Source organism: Marinobacter sp. M5B (genome assembly GCF_042604615.1).
Lineage (GTDB): Bacteria > Pseudomonadota > Gammaproteobacteria > Pseudomonadales > Oleiphilaceae > Marinobacter > Marinobacter salarius.
The window spans coordinates 3,314,312-3,339,143 of sequence record NZ_CP156894.1 but is presented as its reverse complement, the minus strand read 5'-3'; the positions used below and the strand labels follow the sequence as shown (position 1 = coordinate 3,339,143).

The following is a 24,832-nucleotide window of genomic DNA, read 5'->3' as shown; positions in this document are numbered from 1 at the left end:
CGGCCGGTTTGCATGTACACCAGAGTGCTCAGGCTGTGGGTACCCCGTCGGTATGGCCGAGTGATCGATCGGGCGAGACTTCATTTCGAACCAGTTGCTTCAGTTCCCGGATGTCGGGGAAGCCTTGCTGTTCCTTACGTGACCAGATGCGTTTGCCATTGACGTGAATTTCAAAAATTCCGCCTGTGCCCGGTATCAGGGTCAGTTCGTTCAGCTCCTCTTCAAAGGTGCTCAACAGTTCCTGGGCCATCCAGGCGGATCGAAGCATCCACTTGCAGCCCGTACAGTAGGTGATTCTTACGCTGTTTGGCATGGGTGGTCTCCCGTTGATTCGGTGATTGTGGTGTTTCAGGCTTTTGCGGTGGCCCCCAGACTATCCATCCGCCGGGGTTTTGCAATACAGAATCCCTGCCCGAAATCTACCTGGATCTCTTTAAGCAGCTCCAATGTCTCCATATCTTCCACATATTCGGCGATGGTTTTCATGTCGAGGAAATGACACAACTCGGTGATGGATCGAACCAATGCGTAGTTGGTCAGGTTACTGGCCATGTCACGGACGAATATGCCGTCCACCTTGACGTAGTCCACCGGTAGTTTTTGCAGGTAGGCGTAGGAGGACAGGCCGGTTCCGAAGTCGTCCAGTGCAAACCGGCACCCAAGCCGCTTCATCTCGGTCATGAAATCGGCGGCGTAATGCAGGTTGGCAACGGCGGACGTCTCGGTGACTTCGAAACAGATCTGATGGGTGAGGGCGTTGTGCTGCTTCATCCTCGTTTCCAGGGCGAACAGAAAGGCGTCGTCACTCAATGATGCGCCGGAGAGGTTGATGTTGAACGTATGGATGCTCTCCATGGCGCCTGGGTGTCCTTCCATCCAGTCTATTGCTTCGTCAATCACCCAAAGGTCAACACGGGAACTCCGGCGGAACTGTTCCGCGGCCTCAATGTAACTTTGTGGGGAAATTTCCTGGCCGGAGGAGTTCTGAAGGCCTAGCAGCAGTTCGTACATGTCACCGTTGCTGCCATCAGTCAGGGGAAGGATCCGCTGTGCTCTCAGGTACAGGCTGCCATCGCGTATGCTGCGGTCAATTTCGGGTACCCACTGGGGGCCCGAGGTGGGCACTTGCTGGGATTGGTCCCGAACCAGTTCAACGCTGTTTCCGCCTTTCTTCTTGGCGGATTTGAGCGCCAGGTTGGCCTGGTTCATCAGTTCGCCGGCAGAGCGTAGGGTGTCTTCGAAAGGGCACACGCTCGCACTCAGGGTGGCGGAGAATTCGGTGTCGTCAACGGTATGTGACTCGGTTCGAAAGGCGTCACGCAGCCGTTCGGAGAAATCCAGTCCTTCCTCCACCGGCATCTTTTGGGCCAGCAGTGCGAATTCGTTACCTCCCAGTCGACCGATGCAGTGATCGCCGGAGTGTCCCGAAGCCTGATCCTGAAGCAGGGAGGCAAACCGTTTCAGGAGCTCGTCGCCGACGCCGGTGCCATAGGTGGCATTGATCACACTGAATTCGTCGATGTCGAACACCATCAGGGTATGACTACCGGGTTTGCCGTCCATTACGGACAGGGCCTGGGCCAACTGCTTCTCGAAATCATGCCGGTGAAGACATCCCGTGAGGGCGTCGTGAGTGGCTTCGAAGTTGAGCTTGCTGTAGACCCCCTGAACGATGTCGAACAGGCTCTGGTCGACAAAGGGAATGTCTCCCTGCTTGACGAGCCACGCGTCACCGCGGGCCAGTCTCGACACGAATTCGGAATATTGATAACTCACCTCACCCAGTCCCTGGGGCGAAAGGAACACAAAGCGAAAGACATCCTTGCCGCCCCAGACCAGTCGCATGCGACGTTTTTCACCATTGTCGAGGACAATCTCAACCCAATCGCCCACGCCAATTTCCTGGGCACGCCGGGCCCAGCGGGTGTCAACTGACTCTGTAGAGGCCTCCGCTTCCTCCAGCTGGCAGGAACCCGGGGGATAGGCGTCGAGGGTTACTGTTTCGGTCGATACCTGCTGATGCAATTCCCGGGTCAGCCTCGCCACCACATCGCGAACTGGAGACACTTCGCCAACCGTACGTAGTTCCCTGTCGATAAGCTGGATCAACGCGTCGCTTTCCAGTTCCCGCTCAAATGCGAGATCCTTGCTGGTTTCTCCGCCCGATAGCCAGAGGCGGATCTGCTCAACGATGTTAATGAAACTTGTGGCGGTTTGGCTCTCAGCGCCTTCCCGCAATACCGCCAGTACGATCAACTGCTCCCAGCCTGCGTTCAAAAGATCAAGCAGTACTGTTGGCACGGCTTTATCCGCCAGGATCATGTTCAGGCGTCGCTGCACGCCGAGCCGCGTCTGCCGCAGTCGCTCCTTGCCTTCCAGGGTCTTGGCGATACGTTCGGAGTTCCTCAGGAACGATTGTTCCTGGCGTTCTACCAGGCCCTGCAACCGGGTACCGATGGACCTGTAAAACGCTTCATCCCGTTCTTCCGTCTGGATGAGTTCATCGATAATCCCCGTCACCGTCTGTTCCAGGTTGCGGCTTGAACTCCGCTCGGCCAGGCAGAGGCGCATAAGATCGTTGACGATGGTCCTGGCCGGGTGGTTGTCGCGATCCAGGAATTCAGAGGTATCGAGCAGGACCTCCAGAACCGGAAGTCTCAACTGTTCAAGCTGTTCCCTCAGCGTTCTGTTCAGCCCCTGTTCATGCTCCAGTGGGGCGAACAGACGATCCACGAGGGTGACTTTGTCCCACGTACCGTCATCAAGTGCCTGTTCCAGATCCGGATTGGAGGATGCCAGGTTTCGAATGGCCTCCTCCATGCTGGGGCCCGGCTCGCCCAGCACCTTGCGCAGATCATCTCTGTGCGGTCGCAGTTCGGCGGTAAACTGTGGGTTGGTGCGTGGCCAGGTATCCCGCAGGTTACCCGGATCCTGTTGCAGGCTCATGAGGCGCAGTAACGAACGCCCAGGGGCAGAGGCGGGTGCCGCGGGGGGCGTGGAATCTACCACCGATGCTTCAGGATGGGGCGTCTCCGTTGGTGCTTCCCGGGCCTTATTGGATTCCCTCAGTGACCAGTTGGAAGGCAAGCTGGTCAGATCGAGCGCCAGCAGGCCCGCTGCACGAAGGTCGCGGTTCAGCGACTCTGCGGCTCGGGGCCAGAGGTCATCCAGCACGGTCTCGAAAGCAAGGTAGAGCGTGCCGCGATGCTGTCGGGCAATACCGAGTCGATCAATGGCGAATTGCAGACAGGTGCACAGTGACAGTGGTGAAAGAGGGTTGCTGCGGTCGTTGATATCGCAGGAAAAAAGCTGGTTGAGCAACTGGCTGAGCACGAACAGCGTATTGGTGTGTTTGCTGGCGAGCTCGGATGCCACCATCTGGAGTTCCAGCCAGTCCTCAAAAACATGCTGCTCCACGACCCTGAGTTCGCCGTTTTGGCTGTCGTTGTCCTTACTCGGGTTGAGCTGGTGGTCGAACGCTTGGAACTGCAGCGTAAAATCCCGGTATATCTGCTCCCCCCGACTGTTGAAGATAAAGCGCATGTCCTTCAGACGGGTGATCTCACGCACTTCCGCCGCTTGTTCAAGGTCGTCCCCGATACCCTCGCAGGCGTGGTCGATGAAGTCGGCTACCAGGGTGCCCAGCAGGCGCCGGGTGTGTTTTTGGTAGGTATCTCGCAACGACGGCAAGCTGGCGGAGGGTGGGGTGAGCTGATCAGGAATCCTTTGTGGCAAGCGTCGCAGATATTCAATGGTTTCCGCGTCGTGGGGATCACTGGTCATCCGCACACTGTCCCCAGCGGCAGCTTGTAGACCACCACTCACACGCGTGGGGTGATTGCCGTCAAACAGAAATAGTTCGGCGGGAGTGTGGTCCGACCCATTCAGGTGTTGTATCAGACCAGGCGAAGTGAGGTTCGCCAGTGTCAGTTGGGCGCCGTCGTCGCCGGACGAGGCCGCGACCAGTTCACATCCACAAGGAATAAAACCGCGAACAACGATGAGAGCGTTTTGACGGAGGCCGGTGATACGGGTCTGGCTTTCTGTCATAAACGGGGTCCCTGGGCAGGCCGGCTGCCAACAATTCCATAAACATGCATTCAGATTTTACACTTCTTCACACCTCACGGTAGACCAGTTTCAGCGGAAAATCTGTTTATTCCGATGGATAAGGTATTGACGGGTGTATTGGCATTATTGCTCAAAGTGACTAGCCTAAACTACCAATACCCCTACCCATTGCGACGAGGACAAAAGCATGCCAGCCAAACCAGGCCCAGAAATGACCGGCCCGTTGAAGTTCATTAGACCGGTCTTGCAAGGCCTCCTTATGCTGGCGGTGGTGTCGTCGGCCGTTGCTGACGAGAAGCTGTATATCTTCACCGAGAACTACCCACCCTATAACGCGTCAACCACGGGGCAGGGCTTCGCCCATAATGAAGACGATATCACCGGTATCTGTACCGATATGGTTAAAACCATGATGGAGCGGGTGGACTACGAATACGTCATGAAGATGCGGGACTGGAGCCGTGCCTACGAATGGGTCCAGGGGCGGGAGAACCATGCTCTGTTCTGCACCGCCAGAACCGAGGAGCGGGAAGACGAGTTTCAGTGGGTCGGCCCGCTGGCGTCGATCAAGTGGACCCTGTTTGCCGCGCCCGATTCCAACATCCAGTTGGAGTCCCTCGAAGGTGCCCGGCAGTACAAGATTGCCGGGTACAAGGGTGACGTCATGTCGGACTATCTGGTGAGTGAGGGGTTTGATCTGGTCATGAATGTGTCCGGTGAGCAGAATCCTCGCCGTTTGGTGCTGGGCCAGGCCGACCTTTGGGTGACAGATGGTCTCGTGGGGCCTCTGGTGGCGGAGGAAGAGCACGACATCACTGGCCTGAAACCGGTTCTCGTTTTCCGTGAGACGCCGATGTACCTGGCGGTCAGCAACGAAACGGCCCCGGCCATTGTGGAGGACCTTCAGGCAGCGCTTGATGAAGCGCGAGACAGCGGCGCCCTGGACAGTATCGCTCAACGCTACGAGCCTTGAGCGGTGGTAACAAATCCTTAACGCAACCAGTGGGGTTGTGGACAGCAGTAATGGCAAGCTTGTGCTAGCTTTTAACGTGTTTCCCGACGAATGCGGTGGCGTTAATGAGCAATCCCAAGCATACCCTTTTCTGGATGACGCTGTTCCTGGTGGTCGTTGTGGTGGTTTGTGCATTGATCCACAAACCATTGCAGGCCGCGTTTATGGCGAACTGGGTGTTCAACCTGTTAATTGTTTGCGTGCTCCTGGTTGGCATTGCCATCACCTATCGTCAGGTGTTCGTGCTGTTTCCGGAGTTGCGCTGGATTGCGCAGTTTCGCACCGGCAACGCCGGACTCTCTGTATTGCAGGAACCCCGTCTGCTGAAGCCGCTGGCGCGACAGTTGGATGATGACTCCAAGCGTGACCGCTTCTCGTTGTCCACCATGTCATTGCGTACGGTGCTGGATGGCATCCACAGCCGCATGGACGAACAGCGGGAAATCACCCGCTATTTCATCAGTCTTCTCATCTTTCTGGGATTGCTGGGCACCTTCTGGGGCCTGCTTGGAACCATCAATTCCGTGGGCGCCGTCATTGTAAACCTGGACATGAGCCAGGAGGATTTCGGCAAGGTGTTTGCCGGCCTGCAGTCTGGGCTGCTGGAACCCCTGGAGGGTATGGGCACGGCGTTCAGTTCCTCCTTGCTGGGGCTTGGCGGTTCATTGGTCCTGGGTTTTCTGGATATCCAGGCGGGCCACGCCCAGAACCGGTTTTACGACGGCCTGGAGGAATGGCTGACTGGCGTAACCAATCTCGTGGACCGGGTTGACGATGATCCGCGATAGCAGGCCCATCCCATGATCGGTTCCCGGCGTCGAACCCGCAGCAGCATCAACGTATGGCCCGGATACGTCGATGCACTGTCGGCATTACTGATGTTGATTATCTTCATGCTGTTGATCTACGTGGTCAGCCAGCTGTACCTGTCGCAAACCCTCTCGGATCGGGATTCGGAACTGGCCAGGCTCAACAGCCGCTTGCAGGAGATTTCCCGGTTGCTCGGTCTTGAGCAGGAAGAGACCGCCGCCCTGGAGAACGAGATGGCCGCGGTCCAGAACCGCTTCAGCGAAAGCCTTGCGATGAACGATACACTTCGTGAGGAGCTGGAGGAGGAGAAGGCCCAGCGGTTGGAGCAACAATACAATGCTGAGGCCCAGGCCCTTCGGGTTGAGGATCTTGGCAAGGCCGTCGCCAGGGCGGAGTCGGAGTTGGAGGATGAAGAGCAACTGACGGCCTCCCAGCGTTCGATTATCCAGCAGCTGTCGAACCAGATTGCGGCGCTGCAGGCGCAGCTCGGCCGCATCACCGCTGCGTTGCGGTTACAGGAGGACCTCACGGCCGAGAAGGAAGCCGAACTGGAAGAGGTGGGAAAGCGCCTGAATACATTGCTTGCCGAACGAGTCAATGAACTGGAACGCTATCAGTCTGAGTTCTTTGGCAGGTTGCGGGATATCCTGCAGGATAACGAGAATATCCGCATTGTCGGCGATCGCTTCCTGTTACCTTCGGAATTGCTGTTTGCCTCCGGCTCCGCCAGCCTTGGGCAGGAGGGCCAACAGGAGCTGGACAAGCTGGCAGAAGTGCTGCTGGACGTGGTGGACGCCATTCCGGAGGATATCGACTGGATTCTGCGCATCGATGGCCACACCGACCGGGTTCCCATCAATACCGAAGCGTTTCCCTCGAACTGGGAGCTTTCCACCGCCAGGGCCGTGGCCGTAGTGCGCTACCTCGCCTCTGAAGGTGTTCCCCAGAACCGCATGGTGGCTGCCGGTTTCGGGGAATTTTTTCCGGTTGCTTCGGGCGGTTCTGCCGAGGCGCTGCGACAGAACCGACGTATCGAGATCAAGCTGACGGACCGTTAAATGCCAGAGGCTGTCAGCCCGTCCGCCCGAAGAAACGTTCGAAGAACCCGGTTTCCCGCACGTCGGGAATGGGCAGATCGGCGTTGTCCTCGAGTGCCTTGCGCCAGAACCGCTCGGGGTCGTCGAGGTGCGCAACTTTTTCCCGTTCCTGTGCGCTGTAGGAATTATGGTCCCCACTGAGCCCGTGTTCCATGAGTTCCTGTTCCCAGAGATACAGGGCGCAACGAACAACGCGTAGCAGCCTGTTATAGCTGTCTCTGCTGATGGTAATGGCCAGCTCGGCGGTCAGGTTGATATGCGCCTGAAGGGTGGCCATTTCCTCTTTGTCGAAAACAATACGGTGGCCCGTGCCTTTCTTGCAGGCCATACAGGTTTTTTCCAGGGATTTGATGCCTTCTGGCATGTCTCGATGGCCGAAGTCCTGCTTCTGCTTGTCGTCGACCGGGGCGGGGATCCAGCCATACTGGGGTGAGCGGGCCACGATATGGCCGGGAACATCGCGCCGGTAGGGCGGGAGTTCCGAAGTATCACTGTAGCCGTCAAACTCGATTCGCATCCACGACGCCATCGTCCGGTGGCGCAACATCATGGCCAGGGTGATGGCTGAGGGCATGATCTCCTCAAGTGATTCTCCGTCGTCCCGGAGCCGTTCGTCCAGATGATCAACTGCTGCTGACATGGCTGTTCTCCATTTACCACGGGCAGAAGGGCCCACCTCCTGCCTGGCTGTTGTTCTTGTCGGAAATTCTGTCCGGCGGCTTTACCGGAAGCATTGATTAAAAACTAGGCGCTTTCTGTCATTTCTTCCGTTGTAGAAAAGTAGCCAGTTTGTTACTGGAAGTAAGGGCTTCCCGGCAGGTATGCTCATACACCTTTGTATTCGCGAACCTGGCTCCCGGAACCTCGATACCTCTATGTCTGACTTGGCGTTGTACCAGTATGTCCTGATTGGCCTGATTTTTATCTGGAGCGGGTTTGTCCGTTCCGGGCTGGGATTCGGCGGGGCGGTGCTTTCACTGCCTTTCCTACTGCTGGTGCTGGACGACCCGCTGGTGTTCCTGCCCATCATTGCAGTGCACCTGTTGGTGTTTTCCTCCCTGACCATCTGGATGAATAATCGCAAGTCGTCGGGTACGGGTGATGATGACGCGGCGGTCGTGGGTACGGTCGATTGGCATTATCTCTGGCGGATTCTGGCGATCATGATCGTGCCCAAGCTGATCGGGGTGTTCGGACTGATCACACTGCCGTCAGAGATCATGAGCACGATTATCTTTGTGATCGTGTCCCTGTACTCCATCTCCTACATCCTTGACCGGCCTTTTCGCAGCGGCAGCCGGACTGTGGACGCGGTGTTTCTGATGGTGGGCGGCTACATCAGTGGTACGTCCCTGATTGGTGCCCCGCTGATTATTGCCGTTGTGGCGCAGCATCTGCCGAAAGAGCGCCTGCGGGACACCCTGTTCGCACTCTGGTTCATCCTGGTGGTGATCAAAATGGCGGCGTTTATCTGGGTGGGCGTCGACCTGCAGCTGATCCACCACCTGTGGCTGTTACCCTGCGCTGCCATTGGTCATGTCATCGGACTTTACGTTCACGACCGCATGCTGAAGGCGGAAACACCGATCTTCTTCCGGGTGCTGGGCGTTGTGCTGTTGATCGTCAGCAGCATCGGTATGGCGAGGGTGTTGTTTCCCGGCTAACCCAGCGTGGCGTCAAGGAACATCATGATGACGAAACCGCCCAGAAGCGAGAAGGTGGCCAGGGTCTTGAAGCGGCCACGATGGGTCTCGGGGATGATCTCATCACTGATAATGAACAGCATGGCACCGGCCGCGAAGCCGAGGGTCCACGGCATGATGGGTTCTGCCAGCCATACCATGGTGCTGCCGAAAAGCCCGCCAACGGGCTCGAGCAGCCCGGTCAGCACCGCGATCCCGAAGGATTTCAGGCGTGAGTGCTCGATGGCCAGCAGGGAGACGGCCACGGCCAGGCCTTCGGGGATGTTCTGAAGCCCAATGCCCACCGCCAGGGCCACCCCATTACCGATGTCACCACCGGCAAACCCGACGCCAACGGCCATGCCTTCAGGGAAGTTGTGCAGGGCAATGGCGATGATGAACAGCCATATCCGGCGTATACGTGCGCTGTCAGGGCCTTCCCGGCCCAGGGTGAAGTGTTCGTGGGGTAGCCGCTGATGAATGCTGAAGAGCAGGCCTGCGCCCATGAGAAGACCGGCGATAACCATCAACGCGGCGCTCCAGGTAGCGCCGGTGAGCTCCTCGCCGTATTCGATGCCCGGGAGTAGTAGCGAGAAGAACGACGCCGCCAGCATGACCCCCGCAGCTGCGCTGAGCATGCCGTCCTGCAGCTGTGGCGTGAGCTTTCTGACCAGGAATACACCCAGGGCGCCGACACCTGTCCCAAGGCCTGCCAGCAGGCTGGCAATCGACCCCAGCCAGACAACATTGACATCTTCCAGCATCGGTCTCCCTTAGTTCGTCGGTGGCGGCGTTACAGCGCCGTTAAACCTTGACCATGTTGATGGCAAGTTCCGCTACCATGGCTTATACCTTAGTACGTCAAAAATCCAAAACAGACTCAGGAAGACGGTATGCAATGGTTTACTGGTTGATGGCCAACCCCAACGCCGGGGAAAAGGACAATCGTGGCGCTGAGTTCTGGCGAAATTACCTGGAAAGTGCGGGCATTGTCGATATCCGGGATTGCAGTCTTGACGATAAGAGCTGGACCGAAGAGGTGGGCCCCAGGGACTTCATCCTCGCGGCTGGAGGCGATGGCTCAGTAAATGCGGCGGCCGGTTTTTGTCTCGATACCGGCGCTACCCTCGCGGTTCTGCCTTCCGGGACCGCCAATGATTTTGCCCGCAACCTGGGGCTGCCTGACGATCCCCAGCATGTTTGCAATCTGGTCTCGGCAGGACGGACCCGTATGCTGGACGTAGCCACCACCGATAACGGTCTGTTTCTGAACGTGGCTCATATCGGACTCGGCACATTGCCGGTTCGAGAGTCGTCGGCGGACGCCAAACGACTTCTCGGTCGCTTCAGCTATGGCGTAGCGTTGCTGCAGAAACTGCGGGTGTATCGGGGTTTCCATGGCCTCATCGAAACCGAGAAGGGAACCGTAGCCGGGCGATGGCTGACCATTGCGGTGTCCTCCGGTGCCTTTTTCGGCGGTGGCAACGAGATTCCCCAGGCGTCGGCAGGGGATGGTCAATTGGATGTCGTGGCCGTGAGGCCGCGTTCGCTGTTCCAGCTTTTCATGACTTTTTTGACGGTGCGGTTGAGCCGTAACTCTCCGAAACGAACCAGCACAGTGGTTCACCTCAAAAGCCCGACCGTGTCGATCACCACCCGTTCGCGCCGAACGGTCACCATGGATGGGGACATCGCCGGCGATACACCACTTCGTGCTCAATGCAGGCCAGCCTGCCTGAAGGTCATCTGTGAGGAACTGGTAACGACCTGAAGGCTTTGTCCTTCAGGTTCGGCTGTCCGTGCTCTCGAAAATCTTGTCCGCCGAGGCGGCAACAAAGCCACTGTAGAGCTCTCCGTCAGGCTTGGCATAGCGACGTGCGAACTCGTAGAAGCAGCTTGGTATGGCCGCCGTCTGATCCGTAAACCGGACGTCGGCGCGGTCCGCCATGGTGGAAGATTGTTCCAGCAGCTCTTCCGGAGAGCCTTTGATCTCACCTCCGGAACTGTTCACACGGTAACCGTTGTCTTTGAGGGTCTGATTGATTTCAGCCACGGTTTTGAATCGGCTGAGATGATTGATGCTCACCGTAAAGTGGTTGGCCCGATAACCCCAAGCCGCTACCCAGGCCGCGTATTCACTTTCCTCCAGCAGGGTCTGGTAGGTGGCGTGGTCGACATCCCAGTGACGACCGGAATAGAGAAAGTCGTCCCGGGTGACGGCGGTAGGGTCCATCTGGCTCACCAGGCCTTCCACAATGGATTGCAGCGACCCGGAACACTGATCAACCAGCAATTCGGAAATGAACACCTTGGGGGCAGTCGGATCTGGATGCTCGTAGTGTTTTGCGTACAGTTTCTTGGCGTCGAAGTGATAGTCGCCGCCTTCGTGATATCCCAGCGCCAGGAAGTGCGCGGCCAGTTTGTCCAGGTTTACCTTCTCGATGTTGAAGGTACGCAGGGCAATGTGGTCATTCACAATTTCGCCGCCCTGGGTGTCATCCAGCAACCGGTGGATATCCTGTGCCGAGGGTGTCACCTCGCAGTAATTGTCCCAAAGGTGGCGGAACAAAGTATCTCTATCGGTGTGCATGGATGGCCTCCTGTTGTTGGCGCAGTGGAATGGCTGTGGTCGCAGCTCCGCTCTGTGCGGCTGCAAGTTCCATGAAACGGACTTCTCCATCGTTGCGCAGATTAAGCGACTTTGCCAGTGCTGCCGGTACCTGCAGGAGATTGTGAGCAGGCAGGTATCGGGCAGCACTGGTGACGGTGGCGCGGAAATTCGCCGTTTCGGTATTGGTGATGGCCAACAGTCGGCCCTGGCCACCCCGGTTCCATTCCTCGAGCGTCGGTCGCACATCATCAACAATCTGGATACGGCAGCCGACGGACGTCGATACCGAGCGGATATCGGCCAGTCTCGCCTCAACGGTCGGGCCGGCATCAAACAGATCCACGTAACCATTATGGCGGAACCCTTCGGCTTCGAGCATGGCGAGGGCCGGACGGGTTTGCGGGTGTACCTGCCCGATAACAGCGCGGGCGTTTTCGTCCATCAAATGGGTGTAGAGCGGGTGTCGGGGCATCAGGTCGGCGATAAAGCCGTTGTCGCCCGTGCCCACCATGCGTGTCACCGTGCTGAAATCAAGATCCACGAAATGGGTCCGCAACCAATCCCAGAAGGGCGACTGCCCGCCTTCGTCCGAGATGCCCCGCATTTCAGCGATGACAGTCTCAGCAAAACGCTGCGGATGCTGGGCCATAAACAGAAAGCGAACCCGGGAGAGCAGCTTGCCCGCGTGCGCCCGCCGAAACCTGGGCCGCAAAAACAGTGTGCAGATCTCGCTGCAACCGGTGTAATGATTGCACATGTTGAGGACTTCCAGTCGGCGGAGCAGATTCAGTTCCGGCGAGTGGTGAACGACCTGGCTGCGATGATAATGATACAGAGGGCGTCGGATGCCTACAGAGGCTTCAATACCGGTGGTACCCATGATTTCGCCGGTTTCCGGGTCTTCCAACACGAACAGATAGCCTTCGTCGCCTGGGGTACCGGTATGGCGGTTAAAACTGTCCATGGAATGACGGATTTTCTGGGTCAGGAAATCACGGTCATCGACCAGTGAGGTGAAACCGGGGCCGGATTCCACGGCAATCTGCTGCAGAGCGGCGAGGTCTGAGAGGGCAACCGGGCGGATAATCATAGACATGTCCTCATCTGCTGACCGCTGGAAGCGGAGAGTGGCAGGGCCAGTATGATGGGGTGTAGTGCCATTTTGTAGCGTCAAAAAATGATAAATGATGATATATTATGGCAATTTGACCAGGAATGATGTCGATATGATCAGCAAGCAGGACCAAAGGCTACTATTACACCTGCGCCAGAATGCCCGTTGCAGTGTCTCGGACCTGGCCAGGGCACTGGACCTGTCGCGCTCAACGGTGCAGAACCGCATTGCAAAGCTCGAAGCGAGTGGCGTGATTCGCGGGTATTCCGTTGAGCTTGGAGGCGAGTATACGGCAACCCAGGTGGAGGCCCATGTGTCGATCAAGGTTTTCCAGAAGCTGACGGCTCGAACCAACGCAGCCCTGGAACAGATCAGCCAGGTATCCCAGTTGTATTCTGTCAGCGGCGAGTATGATCTGATTGCCATCGTCCAGGCTCAGTCCCTGGAGGAGCTGAGTGCGGTTCTGGACGAAATCGGCAATCTTGAGGGTGTGGAGCGAACCAATTCGGCGGTGGTTCTGGAGACGCGTTTCAGGCGTTGATACCAGTATTTCCGGAAATGGTTTGTAAAAGCTGTAATGAGTTTCAACATCTTTGCATATGCGACATATCGTCTGAGTGTTGATTCCTCGCCCAGGTCTGTACCCATTCAGGTGGCTGATTTTACGGGGCAATGCTATTTAGGGCTGAGATAGGGGCTGGTCATTAGAGCTCGAAGTGGAAAACGCCAAGGGCGTTCGGCTAAAAAGTGTCAGATTTTGATACGTAGGGTGTAAAGCAAACCAGAAAACTCTGTAAATGTGTTTAAAGTGCAGTGATTGTGTTGGCTCCTGTCTGCAAAAATCTCAAATCCGTACTTTTTCGTGCTCTCCTGAAAAAATTCCGTCGTCACCCGCTGTCAGCAATGTATGCAGGCGTGCTGTTTTCCGGCGGTCGTGGAAGTTGTCCAATGTTGGCTGTCGGTCCTGAATGTGCCTGGCTGTTGTTGTTAACTGCCTGTTTGAGCATGGGATTCCGATGGGCCCGTAGTTCGGTTTTTTCACTTGATATCTCGCTGGCATGGAAGCTGCTATTTCCCTGGGGCTCGTCGCGAAGGGCACGACGCCCTGGCCGTTGTTCGCGGCTTCGACGGTCTGAGGACCTGATAGTCCAAATGGGAGAGAGGAATGAATATCAAGGAAACGTTCGAAACGAGCGAAAAAACGTACAAGAAAGTCAACATGTGTCCCGGCCATGGCATGGGCGGACGGCACCCGTCACGCAAGGGGCTTGACCAGTTATCCGGCCACGATGACCCAGGCATGTTTGGTCGTATGTTTCCGGGCCTGTCGGCCCTGGATGTGCCAGACAACAAGTTACAGGCGCTGGCGGAAGCCATGCTGGATCCCGATCCGACGGACAGTTCACTGGACAATCCGGGCATTCCGGGCGGTTACACCTACTTTGGCCAGTTTGTCGACCACGACATCACGCTCGATCTGAGCTCTTTGTCCGATAAGAAAAGGGACCCGCTGGGACTGGAGAACTTCCGTACCCCGGCGCTGGACCTGGATAATGTCTATGGTCTCGGCCCTGACGGCTCACCCCATCTGTATGCCAGGAACCCGGCGGACCCTTCGCAACGTGGTCCCAAGTTGGTGATTGGCCGGAACATCAACGTCGATTTTGGTGGCATCACCGGCGATTTTGCCAACGACCTTCCCCGCAGCCCGGAAGGCGTGGCATTGATTGGTGACCCGCGCAACGATGAAAACCTGCTGGTTGCGCAGACCCACCTGGCCTTCCTGAAGTTCCATAACGCTGTGTGTGACAAGCTGCAGAGCGAGGGCGTAGCGGCTGAACAGCTCCTGACTGAAGCCAGGAAAACCGTGACTTACCACTATCAGTGGATGGTGCTCCACGACTGGATGGAGCGTCTGTGCGGGGAAGGTGCGACCGACCGAATTCTCAACGATGGCCGGCAGTACTACCGGTTCAAGAAAACCCCTTACATGCCGGTGGAGTTTTCAGTGGCGGCCTATCGTTTGGGGCACAGCATGGTGCGCCAGCGCTATAGCCACAACCGGATCTTCGCTGATACCGGTTTTGATCTGTTGTTTGCGTTCTCCGGACTGTCTGGGGACATTATTGGAAATCTCGCACCGCAGCCTCCCACCGGGCCAACGCCAGTCAGTGTGTTGCCCAGCAACTGGATTATCGACTGGCGGCGCTTCCACGACCTTGACCGTCCATCGTCGATGCCATTCAATCCGTCGCGGAAACTGGACCCGTTGTTGGTGGAGGAACTTCATAATCTGCCGGGTGGTGGCGGTAACCTGGCTTTCCGTAATCTCAAGCGCGGCGTGAGCCTGGGCTTGCCCTCCGGCCAGGATGTGGCCCGTGAAATGGGCGTAGCCAATGCGTTGACTGCCGATGAAATTGCGACCGGGCCGGATGGCGAGGAAGCCAAGCGCCAGGGGCTGCATGAGTCAACACCGCTGTGGTACTACATCCTGAAGGAAGCGCAGGTGAAAGAGGCCGGTGACCGGCTGGGCCCGGTTGGGGCAGCCATCGTGTCCGAGGTGTTCGTGGGGTTGATCCACGGTGATCAGCAGTCGTTCCTCTGGCAGGAGGGCAAAGACTGGAAACCATCCCTGCCGGCAGCCACGCCAGGAACCTTCACCATGGCGGATATGTTGAGGTTTATTGGGGATATCAATCCCCTGGGAGACTGATCCGCGCAGACGTACCGAGGCGGGGAGGCGTGTGGTGAATGAGCGCCTCCCCGCCCATTCTGGGTTATGCGTCGGTGGTTTCGTTCAGCAATGAGGGTTTTTTCAGGGCCTTGGCGAACAGGTCCTTTTCCTCGGCAATGGCGAGTGCCGCTTTTTCCGCCATGGCTTCATCCAGGCCCTCAACTCGCGCCTGTAGAAACTGGGTGATTTCCTCGGCCAGTTCCAGGACTTTGTCCCGGGCATCGGCTTCCGCTTTGGACGAGAAGAGCATTGTGTCGGGGTGTTTCAGTGCCATCTCCAGTCCATCCCTCTCCGAGTAATACAGCGCTTGTACGGCCATGACGTTCTCCAGTGTGTTCCCGCACGTTGTCGTGTCTGGTGGGGTTCATTGAATCTGCGGTGAGTATACTTAAGGCATCTGTATATGTATACAGTGTTTTCGGCCGCCTGGGCGGCAGATGTCGGGCGGAAAAATGTGATAGTGTCTTAGGCCGACGATGACCAGACCCACCATCAAGGAACCGATACGCTATGCACGACCGACCCATGGCCAGCCCAGGCCGAACGCCCTTTCAGCTTGCTGCTCTGGCCTTGCTGGCCATGCTGCTCACCGGCTGCGGCATCAACAACATTCCAACGTATGACGAGCAGGTTAAATCAGCCTGGGCGCAGGTGGAGAACCAGTACCAGAGGCGGGCGGATCTGGTGCCGAACCTCGTTGAAACGGTGAAAGGTTTTGCGGATCAGGAACAGGAAACCCTGACAGCAGTCACCGAAGCGCGTTCAAAGGCGACCTCTATTCAGGTCGACGAAAGCATTCTCAACAACCCCGAGAAGCTGAAACAGTTCCAGCAGGTTCAGGGTGAACTCAGCAGTGCGCTCAGCCGCCTGATGGCGGTTTCAGAGCGCTACCCGGATCTGAAGTCAAACCAGAACTTCCTGGCGTTGCAGTCGCAACTGGAAGGTACGGAGAACCGTATCTCGGTCGCAAGGCGTGACTTTATCCAGGCGGTTGAACGCTACAATACGGAAATCCGGACCTTTCCAGGCCGTCTCTGGCACAGCATGCTTTACAGCGACCTTGAGTTGAGGGCCAACTTCGAGGCCACTACCCCCGATGCCCAGGAAGCGCCACAGGTGGAGTTCTGATGCCTGTTCGTTTCCACCCCGTTATCGTTTTTCTGGCCTTGATTGTGCTGTGCCAGGCCAATGCCCTGGCGCAATCCACTCCTGATTTCCCCGACCTGACCGGTCGCGTGGTGGACCGCGCCGACATGCTGCCCGCCAAAGTTGAACGTCGCCTCAGCCAGATGCTTGAGGCCCACGAGCAGTCAACGACCGAACAGGTGGTTGTGGTGACGCTGCCGAACCTTCAGGGCTATGCCATTGAAGACTTTGGCTACCAGTTGGGTCGTCACTGGGGAATTGGCCAGGAAGGTGAAGACAACGGTGCGTTGCTGTTGGTAGCCAAGGATGAGCGGCGGATTCGCATCGAGGTTGGCTACGGCCTCGAAGGTCGACTGACCGACGCCACATCCGCCACGATTATTAATCAGATCATTACCCCGGCGTTCAGGCAGGGGGATTTTGCCACCGGCATTGCCAACGGTGCTGCGGCCATGGTTCAGGTATTGGGTGGTGAGCCACTTGCGGTTCCGAAGTCCAGTCGCCAGGCAGCCAAAGACGATCGGCCCCATCCGGCGTTGGGCATCCTGTTTTTCGTCATTGTGCTGATTGCGTTCTTTAGAGGCGGTGTCGGCGGGGGCCGTGGTGGCCGCAGTGCCCTGCTGGCCGGTGCGCTCGCTGGTGGTCTTGGTGGAGGTCGCGGCGGCGGTTTTGGCGGTGGTGGCTTCAGCGGCGGAGGCGGTGGCTTCGGCGGCGGTGGTGCCTCCGGCGGTTGGTAAACCAGCGACTCAACGCGAGTAGACAGCGAACCTATTGATTCAGCAACACCGGAACGAACATGACGACGTTACTAACAGACAGTGAGCAACAACAGGTGGCTTCGGCCATCACAGAGGTGGAGCGTGAGACCGACGCGGAACTGGTAACGGTTCTTGCCGCAGCCTCCGATGATTATTCCTATATCCCCCTGCTCTGGGCCGGGGTTATTGCACTACTGGTGCCCGGAGCGATCAATTACTTTACCGGTTCGCTGGGCGCGGACTGGTTGCTGGTGGTTCAGTGGGTGACCTTTATCCTGTTATGCCTGTTGTTTCGGTTTCCGGGTGTGGGGCATCATCTGGTTCCAAAGGCTGTTCGCTTCTGGCGGGCGTCCAACATGGCCCGGCGGCAATTCCTGGAGCAGGATCTTCATCACACCCAGGGCGGCGTTGGCATGCTGATTTTCGTCTCGGAAGCGGAACACTATGTTGAAATTCTGGTGGATCAGGGCATTGCCGATAAGGTCAGCGACGGCGTTTGGGAAGAGATTGTCGGCACCTTTACCAACCAGGTTCGCAGTGGCGACACCCTGGCCGGCTTTCTCGGTTGCATCGAAAGTTGCGGCCAGCACCTGCGGGAGCAGTTGCCCGCAACCCGCGAGAAAAACGAATTGCCTAATCATCTGGTGCTAATACCGAAACGTTCTTAATGCCTGCCGCCGGTCTGCCGATAAACAGGGGCAGGCTGCGGAAGCATCCCATGTCCTGCCTGCAGACAGCGCTGATGAGGGGTGAGGGTATGGTTTCTCCAATTAATATTCCCGGTTCCGGAATGCCAGGTCGCTCCGGCGCGGAGCCATCGGGAAGCCGGTCGACAAACAATGCCCCCGAGCCTACCAAGGTCCGGGAACAGGGCAGGGGGGCGATCCGCACGCCCGAGGATGCTATTAACGCACTTCGAAGCAGGCTTGAACAACAGCTTCAGCAACGACTCGGGGCATCCGGCCCCGATGCATCTGCCTCCACCCGAAATCGATTCGAACCGCCGACAGCCGCCGACGTGGCCAGCCGCGTGCTGGGCTTCGTCCAGCAGCGCCTGCAAAAGGAAGCGGCTGCCGGTGCAGACTCGGAGCGCCTGGCAGGCCTGCTTTCCGATGCACGCCGTGGTGTTGAGCAGGGGTTCTCCGAGGCGCGGGAGCAGATCGAAGCCCTGGGGTTGATGACGGACACATTGAATCGTGATATCGGCGACAGCTTCACGCGCATCCAGGACGGTTTGTCTGATCTGGAGTCGCGGTATCTGCAAAACGGGATGCCGTCAGAGAGCCGGGTAGCAGCGGCGATGGTGGAGAGCGCCAGCAAAGAGTCTTTTGCGTTTGAGGTCACCACCCGTGACGGCGACCGTGTGACCGTTCGCATGGAGGAGCAACGCTACTCGGCAATGTCGGCAAGTGCCCGCGAGAGTGATGGCGTCCGGTCTGAAGAAGTACGCTCGGCCAGCCTGTTTTCGGGGCGTTATGCGTTCTCGGTGGAGGGCAGTCTGGATGACGGCGAGAAGGCCGCGCTCGCGGATCTTTTTGGCAAAGTGCAGCAAGTGTCTGGCCGTTTTTTCGACGGCGATATCCAGGGTGCCTTTCAAGCGGCCCAGTCGTTGAGACTGGGCGGGGATGAACTGGCGAGCTTCAGCCTGAACCTCTCTGCTACCCGGATGGTGTCTGCCGCTGCTTACGAGTCTGTATCCCGTGAGCCTTCATCCGAGCCCTCCGCAAACATGCAGTTGCGACCGCTTGGCAGTCTCGCCCGGGATATCCAGGGGCTTGCTCAGGAGTCGGTTGCCAAAGGCATGGACCTTCAGGCAATGGAAGGGCTCATGCAGGAACTGCTGGACGATATCCAGCGGCTCCAGGACGAGCGGGGCGGCGAAAACAAACCCGCGCCGCGCTCGTTAATGGATGATTTCCTGTCGTCAGTGTTGGCCGCTTTCGAAAGTGCCGGCCAGAAGGGCGAGCCGGCTTGAGGCATCAGGCCGGCTTGATTGCATAACCCTGTTTCGGGAAGTGGACATGGACCTGCCCGACACGCGCGTGGGAACGCTCCAGAGTCAGGGTTTGCTCATCTGCGAACACCAGGCGTCCTGCGACCGGGTCGCGCCCGTAGTCATCGGGTGCGACTTCGACCTTCTTTCCTGTTAACTCATTACCACCGGCAGACTCAATGGCTCGCGGCGTTTCATTGCGGGCAATGTCCAATGCCTGGTCAGCGGTGATTTCACTAGGTTTGCCGTGTCCGAAGGCTTTCATTCGCTCCAGCCACGCTGCCACGTTGGGAGCGTCCCGCAGCCAGGGTTTGCCCGCCAGATCGCAGACAAACCACAGGCCATGGTAGGCCGAAAAATCAGCGATGCAGGGAGTATCGCCGAACAAGAAGTCTTTCTCCAGCATCGACTCCATGGTTTCGATGTGCGCCATAACCTTGGCTTTTGCCTGCGGCCCTCGTACCGCTTTCACGCGGGACTTTGTGCCCATGGTGATGCGGTCCTTGAGGAAGCGTAAGGCGTTCAGCAGCGACGTGTCGCGGATCAGCTTTCGCAGCATGCGGCCATCGCTGGCGGCAATCACGCAGGCAAGAAACACCTCAAGGTCCGTGGTGTGCACAAAGTCGATGACTGCTTGCGGCTGGTTGGCCAGGCTCAATTCCGGTTTGCCACTCAGGCGTGCGATTTCGTCAGCGATGGCGCGGCTGTCGCAGAACACATCGGCGCCACTCTGGGCCACGGGAACTTTGCGGTAACCACCCGCCAGCGCGGAAAGCATAGGCCGGGGCGGCATTTCCCGGACGATAACAGACTGCCAGGAAAGGCCGGCGTAGCCGAGCATGGCCCTAACCTTTTCGGAAAAAGGCGACATGGCGTAGTGGTACAGAATGAACTCTTGCATGGGGAAACCCATCCTTATTTGGCAATGTTATCTGGCGCGATCCGGGAGGTTACCCTGCAATCCTGTCGGGCGAAAGGCCGGGAGTTGTCCGTGTGGGCCAGCTGGCCCGTCACCATCGCCCAGGCTTGAGGAAACGGGAAATACAGGTACTATGCTTTAGTTGCCCAAAAATAACGTCAGAAAAGACGACAACAATAAGGAGCCCTTGATGGCTGCAGACAGCAACAAGCAAACGTCCCTCCACTGCCTGTATTACTGGGCAAAGCAAACCCCCGACAAGGTATACCTGACCCAGCCATTTCCGGATGGCACCACCGAAGACATTACCTGGAAACAGGCCGCCGACCAGGTGTCCCGGATGTCGGCTCACTTGGCAACACTGGGCCTGCCGGAACGCAGCAATGTCGCCATTCTTGGCAAGAACAGTGCGCACTGGATCCTGTCAGACCTCGCCATATGGGCTGCCGGCCACGTTTCAGTTCCGCTATATCCGACGCTCAATGGTGAGACAGCTGCGTATGTGCTGGAGCACAGTGAAGCGAAACTGCTGTTCCTGGGGAAGTTGGACGGCAAGGCGGACGGCTGGAACGATATCAAGGGCCACATTCCCGGAGACCTGCCGGTTATTTCTTTGCCGATGTCGCCCCGGGACGACACGCCGAAATGGCTGGACGTTATCGCCCAGCAGCAGCCGGCCGAACCCAGCTTGCCGGACCCTGATGACCTGGCCACCCTGGTTTATACGTCTGGAAGCACCGGTCGCCCGAAAGGCGTTATGCACAGTTTTCGCACCATGATTTCCGTCGCCGATGGGCTGCAGCAGATATTCCCTGTCACCCAGGATGAAAGAATGCTTTCCTATCTGCCTCTTGCCCATGTTGCTGAACGTGCGGCGGTGGAAACCCAGTCGCTTTATTACGGATTCCACCTGTATTTTGCCAATTCCCTGGACACCTTCCAGGAAGATCTGCAAAGAGCCCGGCCGACCCTGTTCTTCTCGGTGCCCAGGCTGTGGATGAAGTTCTACCTGGCCATCAACAGCAAGTTGCCGCCGAAGAAGCAGAAGGTGCTGTTCAATATTCCGGTACTGAACAAACTGGTGAAAAAGAAGGTATTGAAGCAGTTGGGCCTGGATCACTGCCGTGCGGCCCTCACGGGGGCGGCACCGCTCTCGGGTGAAATTATTGGTTGGTACAGGAACCTTGGGCTGGAGCTGCTGGAGGTGTATGGGATGTCGGAAAACTTCGGCTATTCTCATGCCAATCGCCCGGGCCGGGCCAAGGTGGGTACCGTGGGTGTCACCAATCCTGGTGCGGAGCATCGTCTGGCTGAGAATGGCGAAGTGCAGGTCAAGAGCCCCGGCCAGATGCTGGGCTACTATAAGAACGAAGAGAAAACCCGCGAGGACGTTACCGAGGATGGCTTCCTTAAAACCGGGGATATGGGAGAGATCGACAGCGAGGGGTATCTGCGCATCACTGGCCGCGTGAAGGATCTTTTCAAAACCTCCAAGGGCAAGTATGTGGTGCCAGTGCCCATCGAAAGCCGTTTTAATCATCCCAAGGCAGAGGTTGTGTGCGTGGCGGGAGCCAACCAACCTCAGCCCTGCCTGATGGTACTGTTATCCGAAGAAGCACGGGAAGCGCTGGAAGCAGGAGGCAGTCGTGATGAGCTGGAGAGGGAGCTGGCTGCGGAGCTGGACGCCGTTAACAGTGGGTGCGAGGCTCATGAGAAGCTGGCGTTCGTGGTGGTGGTGAAAGAACCCTGGACCATGGAAAACGGTATGCTCACACCCACCATGAAGATCAAGCGAAATGTGATCGAGGACTTCTACAACCGCAAAATGGACGAGTGGTTTGGCAAGAAGCAAAAGGTGATCTGGGAGTTCTGATCCCCAAAACGAAAACACCGGTGAGCCTGGATATCCAGGGCCACCGGTGTTTTCGAAATCTGTCTTCCCTTACTTTCCCATACAGGGACGGGCTTAGTGCTCGCCCTGCATCATCTGGGGCATCTCCGGCGACGCGGTTGCTGCCCTCTTTCTCCAGGAATTCATCTTCCGGCTGATAACCTGTACGGCTTGCTTTGCAGCTGCACGGGTATATTGGCGCCTGACCTCAGTACTGTTGTGGAGGATACTGGACGGCAGCGGGTGTACGGTTGCGATATGGTCTTGAGTCATAGCGCCTTCCTCCTTATCTGGTGGATTAAAATATTGGTTAGCTGACTATATAAAGAAGTTTACGGCTTCGTATTTGCAGTTTAAATACGTTAAACTCCGTACTCACGTTGCAAATATGCAGTATCTATGGATTGGGATTATCTTCGATATATACACGCCCTGGCAATAGGGGGAACCCTTGCCAAAGCCGGTGAGATACTGGGCGTTCACCAGACCACGGTGCTTCGTCGCCTGGATCAGATGGAAGAGCAGATGGGCGTTCAGTTCTTTGAGCGCAACCGGGATGGTCTGCAACTCACACCCGTGGGTGAAACCGCATTCCGCGAAGCTGAAAGGCTGGCCGCCGATATGGAAAATCTTGAACGGCAGTTGGTCGGGCAGGATTCAGCGCCCGTCGGTAAGGTCCGGTTGGCGGCCACCGACACCATGGTGAATGCCCTTATCAGTCCGATGATTGCAGAGCTCGTCCGGGAATACCCGGACATCGAACTGGAAGTGCTCACCGACAACGATGTGCTGAACCTGAGCCACCGCGAGGCAGACCTGACACTGCGTCCGGTAAACAAACCCCAGGCCACACTGGAAGGGGAGCGCATAGGCACGATCGAGTCGGCCATCTACGCTGCTACCAGCTACCGTAAGCGTCATACCGACCTGGACCTTGAGCATTCGCCGGAGCAGGCGCTCTGGATTCTGCCGGATGAGAGCTTCAGCCACCTGGCGACGGGGCGGTGGTATCGCAAGCACCTGAAGAACGCGTCGTCCATCATCCGTTGCAACAGTCTCCAGGCAATGCACGCCCTGGCGCGGGCCGGGGCAGGGCTGGCGGCATTACCCTGCTACTTGGGCGACAGTACCAAGGAGCTGACGCGCCTGTCGGAGCCACTTGAAGGCGAGGGCGTTGACCTGTGGCTGATGGTGAATCACGACACGCAACAGATGGCACGGGTACGGATTGTAATGGAGTTCCTGACCGCCAGGCTGACCCAACTGACACCCCAGGTGGAAGGCGAGAGCTGACGCCGAATCATTGTCTGGGCTTACCAGTCACCACAGAAGGGCCAGAACTGGTAGAAACGCCAGCACTGGAATTCTTCCTCGCAGGTCTGGAGCTGGCGGTCATAGCGGAAGGCCCGGTTCTGGACCCGAGTGGCCAATGACCTTACCTCCGGCTTGGCGAGGTAGCTCTGTCGCTGGTAGCCGGTCCTGCCTTCGTGGTAGGCGAGGTAAAGTTTCTCGGGGCTGGTGAGAGGAATGCCCACTTCTCTGCGGGTCAGGTGGTTATACCAGCCCACGAAATCGAGTGCGTATTTCATGTTGGTTCGTACCACGGACAGACCGTCTCCGTTTGCGGCCAGGTACTCGGCCCACGCCGGGTCGAGCGCCTGGGCGTAGCCGTAGGCGGATGTTGGCCGGCGCCAGGGAATGAACCCCAGCAGGCGGGTCCGTGGTGGACGGGCATGACTGCGAAACGACGATTCGTAGTAAACAAAAGCCATCTGCGTTGCAATCGGGGTGCCCCAGCGCTCCCGTGAACGGCTGGCATAGTCGTACCATACTGGATGCTCACGGAAGATCTCACAGACGTCGTCCGGGTTTGCCGGTGGGTCTGGCTCCAGCAGGCTGAAACGCATGATGGCGACAATGGCGATTGCCAGCCCCAAGCCCAGTGTTGGCAGGCCATACCACCGCATTCGGGACTTCCAGATTTTCACCCGGTTGCTTTTAAGTCGTCCAGGTCGTCTGTTTTTCGGTCGATTACGGCGTTTCTTCATGGGCGGGACCGGGCCCTGTCACTCCATACTACAAAATGGTCATCTGTTACTGGCCGGCTTTGCTTGCAGCTCTCGCCAGCTCCATGGCATAACAGACCCTCGTTATCAGAGGATACTAGGTTCATGCGCACACTATCCCAAGTTAAACCGGCATTACTTTTTCTTTTGCTGGTCTGTGGTTCTGCCACCGCAAGCCCTTTGGCGGACTCGGTGCTCCGGGTGTCGCCCATTGATGAGGTTGTCGCCCAGTACCCGGCGATGATGAGCCAGGGCATCCGCCAGGGCCTGAAACAAAGCGGGCGGGTTGAGCCGTTTGTTGCCAACACCATCAGCAGTGTTGTGAGTAATGCGTTCAGTGTTGCCGAGATTCGCGCGCGGCTGATAGAAGACCTGGACCAGGGGCTCAGCGAGGGGCAGTTGAACTCGGTACTGGCCTGGTATGAAACGCCGCTGGCGGAGAAAATTTCCAAGGCCGAGGTGGCCGCCTCCAACCCCGACTCCTGGAAGCAGGTGGAAGCCAATGCCGCGGCGTTGCAGGAGGAATACAAGGGCAGCGAAAGGGCCAAACTGTTTACCCGCTTTGACCGGGCTGCCCGTGCAACGGAGAGTGCCGTGGATACCACCGTCGCTGTCCAATTGGGTTTAGCCTCTGCCATGGCAGCGTTCAACGGTAGCAAAGGCCCAACCTTCGAACAGCTTCAGCAACAGATCGAGAACCAGCGTGGCATGTTGCGGGGCATGGTTGCCCAGCAGGTCTACGATGGCTACCTCTACACCTATCAGGATCTCAGCTCTTCCGAGTTGAAGAAGTACATTGAGTTCCTCGAAAGTGATGCCGGCTCGGCATTCACCCGCGTGGTCACCAACAGCGTTCAGCGCTCGATCACGGACCCTGTGGAGTCCATAGGGAACCAGTTGGGGCGCTTTTTTAATCGGCGGTGACACC

24 protein-coding genes are annotated in these 24,832 nt (G+C 57.6%); 14 read left to right on the top strand and 10 right to left on the bottom strand.

Annotated features, from left to right (window positions below):
* Positions 1 to 28: 28 nt before the first annotated feature.
* Together AAGD24_RS15145 and AAGD24_RS15140 are read right to left on the bottom strand one after the other, a co-directional pair.
* Positions 29 to 313 carry a SelT/SelW/SelH family protein gene (locus AAGD24_RS15145; RefSeq protein ID WP_075197016.1) on the bottom strand — a complete coding sequence of 95 codons (285 nt, stop codon included), beginning with the start codon at positions 311 to 313 and terminating at the stop codon, positions 29 to 31.
* A 35-nt stretch (positions 314 to 348) separates the two neighbouring features.
* Complete coding sequence (locus AAGD24_RS15140) at positions 349 to 4,050, bottom strand: DUF1631 family protein (protein WP_305936652.1); 3,702 nt, start codon at positions 4,048 to 4,050, stop codon at positions 349 to 351.
* 208 nt (positions 4,051 to 4,258) lie between these two features.
* On the opposite strand from AAGD24_RS15140, the gene AAGD24_RS15135 reads away from it, so the two are divergent.
* From AAGD24_RS15135 to AAGD24_RS15125, 3 genes are all read left to right on the top strand, one after another.
* Positions 4,259 to 5,044 (top strand): ABC transporter substrate-binding protein, encoded by a 786-nt coding sequence (locus tag AAGD24_RS15135; protein WP_075197018.1) that lies wholly within the window; start codon positions 4,259 to 4,261, stop codon positions 5,042 to 5,044.
* A 104-nt stretch (positions 5,045 to 5,148) separates the two neighbouring features.
* Positions 5,149 to 5,871, top strand: coding sequence for a hypothetical protein (locus tag AAGD24_RS15130; protein WP_036209409.1), 723 nt, complete (start codon positions 5,149 to 5,151; stop codon positions 5,869 to 5,871).
* Between the two features lie 12 nt (positions 5,872 to 5,883).
* The gene (locus AAGD24_RS15125) at positions 5,884 to 6,951 is read left to right on the top strand and encodes a peptidoglycan -binding protein (protein WP_379865545.1); all 1,068 of its coding nucleotides are present in this window, start codon (positions 5,884 to 5,886) and stop codon (positions 6,949 to 6,951) included.
* Positions 6,952 to 6,964: 13 nt separating this feature from the next.
* Here AAGD24_RS15125 and AAGD24_RS15120 read toward each other — a convergent pair whose 3' ends face one another.
* Entirely contained in the window at positions 6,965 to 7,630 is a 666-nt protein-coding gene (locus tag AAGD24_RS15120; RefSeq protein ID WP_379865544.1) for a hypothetical protein, read from the bottom strand.
* 235 nt (positions 7,631 to 7,865) lie between these two features.
* Between AAGD24_RS15120 and AAGD24_RS15115 the strand changes: the two genes are divergently transcribed.
* Complete coding sequence (locus AAGD24_RS15115; protein ID WP_278367792.1) at positions 7,866 to 8,654, top strand: TSUP family transporter; 789 nt, start codon at positions 7,866 to 7,868, stop codon at positions 8,652 to 8,654.
* On the opposite strand, the gene AAGD24_RS15110 is transcribed toward AAGD24_RS15115, so the two are convergent.
* Complete coding sequence (locus AAGD24_RS15110; protein ID WP_036209419.1) at positions 8,651 to 9,436, bottom strand: ZIP family metal transporter; 786 nt, start codon at positions 9,434 to 9,436, stop codon at positions 8,651 to 8,653. The two genes, AAGD24_RS15115 and AAGD24_RS15110, sit on opposite strands and share 4 nt — an antisense overlap.
* A gap of 134 nt (positions 9,437 to 9,570) precedes the next feature.
* Here AAGD24_RS15110 and AAGD24_RS15105 point away from each other — a divergent pair, with 134 nt between their 5' ends.
* Positions 9,571 to 10,443, top strand: coding sequence for a diacylglycerol kinase family protein (locus AAGD24_RS15105; protein WP_041334184.1), 873 nt, complete (start codon positions 9,571 to 9,573; stop codon positions 10,441 to 10,443).
* A 12-nt stretch (positions 10,444 to 10,455) separates the two neighbouring features.
* Here the strand turns inward: AAGD24_RS15105 and AAGD24_RS15100 are convergent, their stop codons facing one another.
* Together AAGD24_RS15100 and AAGD24_RS15095 are read right to left on the bottom strand one after the other, a co-directional pair.
* On the bottom strand, positions 10,456 to 11,262 hold the full coding sequence (locus AAGD24_RS15100) for a DUF1338 domain-containing protein (protein ID WP_041334185.1): 807 nt from the start codon (positions 11,260 to 11,262) through the stop codon (positions 10,456 to 10,458).
* Positions 11,249 to 12,379: an arginine N-succinyltransferase gene (locus AAGD24_RS15095; RefSeq protein WP_082040547.1), complete on the bottom strand. Its 1,131-nt coding sequence runs from the start codon at positions 12,377 to 12,379 to the stop codon at positions 11,249 to 11,251. The genes AAGD24_RS15100 and AAGD24_RS15095 overlap by 14 nt, the downstream gene beginning before the upstream one ends.
* A gap of 130 nt (positions 12,380 to 12,509) precedes the next feature.
* On the opposite strand from AAGD24_RS15095, the gene AAGD24_RS15090 reads away from it, so the two are divergent.
* Positions 12,510 to 12,938 carry an Lrp/AsnC family transcriptional regulator gene (locus AAGD24_RS15090; protein WP_040474313.1) on the top strand — a complete coding sequence of 143 codons (429 nt, stop codon included), beginning with the start codon at positions 12,510 to 12,512 and terminating at the stop codon, positions 12,936 to 12,938.
* 624 nt (positions 12,939 to 13,562) lie between these two features.
* The gene (locus tag AAGD24_RS15085) at positions 13,563 to 15,110 is read left to right on the top strand and encodes a heme peroxidase family protein (protein WP_085679639.1); all 1,548 of its coding nucleotides are present in this window, start codon (positions 13,563 to 13,565) and stop codon (positions 15,108 to 15,110) included.
* Between the two features lie 64 nt (positions 15,111 to 15,174).
* Here the strand turns inward: AAGD24_RS15085 and AAGD24_RS15080 are convergent, their stop codons facing one another.
* Complete coding sequence (locus tag AAGD24_RS15080) at positions 15,175 to 15,450, bottom strand: YebG family protein (RefSeq protein WP_007152627.1); 276 nt, start codon at positions 15,448 to 15,450, stop codon at positions 15,175 to 15,177.
* A 206-nt stretch (positions 15,451 to 15,656) separates the two neighbouring features.
* Between AAGD24_RS15080 and AAGD24_RS15075 the strand changes: the two genes are divergently transcribed.
* Genes AAGD24_RS15075 through AAGD24_RS15060 form a run of 4 tightly spaced genes read left to right on the top strand, consistent with a single transcriptional unit; the run spans position 15,657 to position 19,010 of the window.
* Complete coding sequence (locus AAGD24_RS15075) at positions 15,657 to 16,259, top strand: LemA family protein (protein ID WP_164732149.1); 603 nt, start codon at positions 15,657 to 15,659, stop codon at positions 16,257 to 16,259.
* A complete protein-coding gene (locus AAGD24_RS15070) occupies positions 16,259 to 17,014 on the top strand; it encodes a YgcG family protein (protein WP_136633678.1) in 756 nt (251 codons plus the stop codon). The genes AAGD24_RS15075 and AAGD24_RS15070 overlap by 1 nt, the downstream gene beginning before the upstream one ends.
* 59 nt (positions 17,015 to 17,073) lie before the next feature.
* Positions 17,074 to 17,703 carry a TPM domain-containing protein gene (locus AAGD24_RS15065; protein ID WP_136633679.1) on the top strand — a complete coding sequence of 210 codons (630 nt, stop codon included), beginning with the start codon at positions 17,074 to 17,076 and terminating at the stop codon, positions 17,701 to 17,703.
* A gap of 50 nt (positions 17,704 to 17,753) precedes the next feature.
* Positions 17,754 to 19,010, top strand: coding sequence for a DUF5610 domain-containing protein (locus AAGD24_RS15060; protein ID WP_379865540.1), 1,257 nt, complete (start codon positions 17,754 to 17,756; stop codon positions 19,008 to 19,010).
* Positions 19,011 to 19,014: 4 nt separating this feature from the next.
* Here the strand turns inward: AAGD24_RS15060 and AAGD24_RS15055 are convergent, their stop codons facing one another.
* Positions 19,015 to 19,929 (bottom strand): glutathione S-transferase family protein, encoded by a 915-nt coding sequence (locus AAGD24_RS15055; RefSeq protein WP_379865538.1) that lies wholly within the window; start codon positions 19,927 to 19,929, stop codon positions 19,015 to 19,017.
* Positions 19,930 to 20,137: 208 nt separating this feature from the next.
* Here AAGD24_RS15055 and AAGD24_RS15050 point away from each other — a divergent pair, with 208 nt between their 5' ends.
* The gene (locus AAGD24_RS15050) at positions 20,138 to 21,820 is read left to right on the top strand and encodes an AMP-binding protein (protein WP_036209447.1); all 1,683 of its coding nucleotides are present in this window, start codon (positions 20,138 to 20,140) and stop codon (positions 21,818 to 21,820) included.
* Positions 21,821 to 21,913: 93 nt separating this feature from the next.
* Here AAGD24_RS15050 and AAGD24_RS15045 read toward each other — a convergent pair whose 3' ends face one another.
* Positions 21,914 to 22,111 (bottom strand): hypothetical protein, encoded by a 198-nt coding sequence (locus AAGD24_RS15045; RefSeq protein WP_036209452.1) that lies wholly within the window; start codon positions 22,109 to 22,111, stop codon positions 21,914 to 21,916.
* A gap of 126 nt (positions 22,112 to 22,237) precedes the next feature.
* Between AAGD24_RS15045 and AAGD24_RS15040 the strand changes: the two genes are divergently transcribed.
* Positions 22,238 to 23,131, top strand: a complete 894-nt coding sequence (locus AAGD24_RS15040) for a LysR family transcriptional regulator (protein WP_036209455.1) — start codon at positions 22,238 to 22,240, stop codon at positions 23,129 to 23,131.
* 20 nt (positions 23,132 to 23,151) lie between these two features.
* Here the strand turns inward: AAGD24_RS15040 and AAGD24_RS15035 are convergent, their stop codons facing one another.
* Complete coding sequence (locus AAGD24_RS15035; RefSeq protein WP_075197031.1) at positions 23,152 to 23,805, bottom strand: lysozyme-like domain containing protein; 654 nt, start codon at positions 23,803 to 23,805, stop codon at positions 23,152 to 23,154.
* Between the two features lie 204 nt (positions 23,806 to 24,009).
* Here AAGD24_RS15035 and AAGD24_RS15030 point away from each other — a divergent pair, with 204 nt between their 5' ends.
* The gene (locus tag AAGD24_RS15030; protein ID WP_136633335.1) at positions 24,010 to 24,828 is read left to right on the top strand and encodes a DUF2059 domain-containing protein; all 819 of its coding nucleotides are present in this window, start codon (positions 24,010 to 24,012) and stop codon (positions 24,826 to 24,828) included.
* Positions 24,829 to 24,832: the final 4 nt, after the last annotated feature.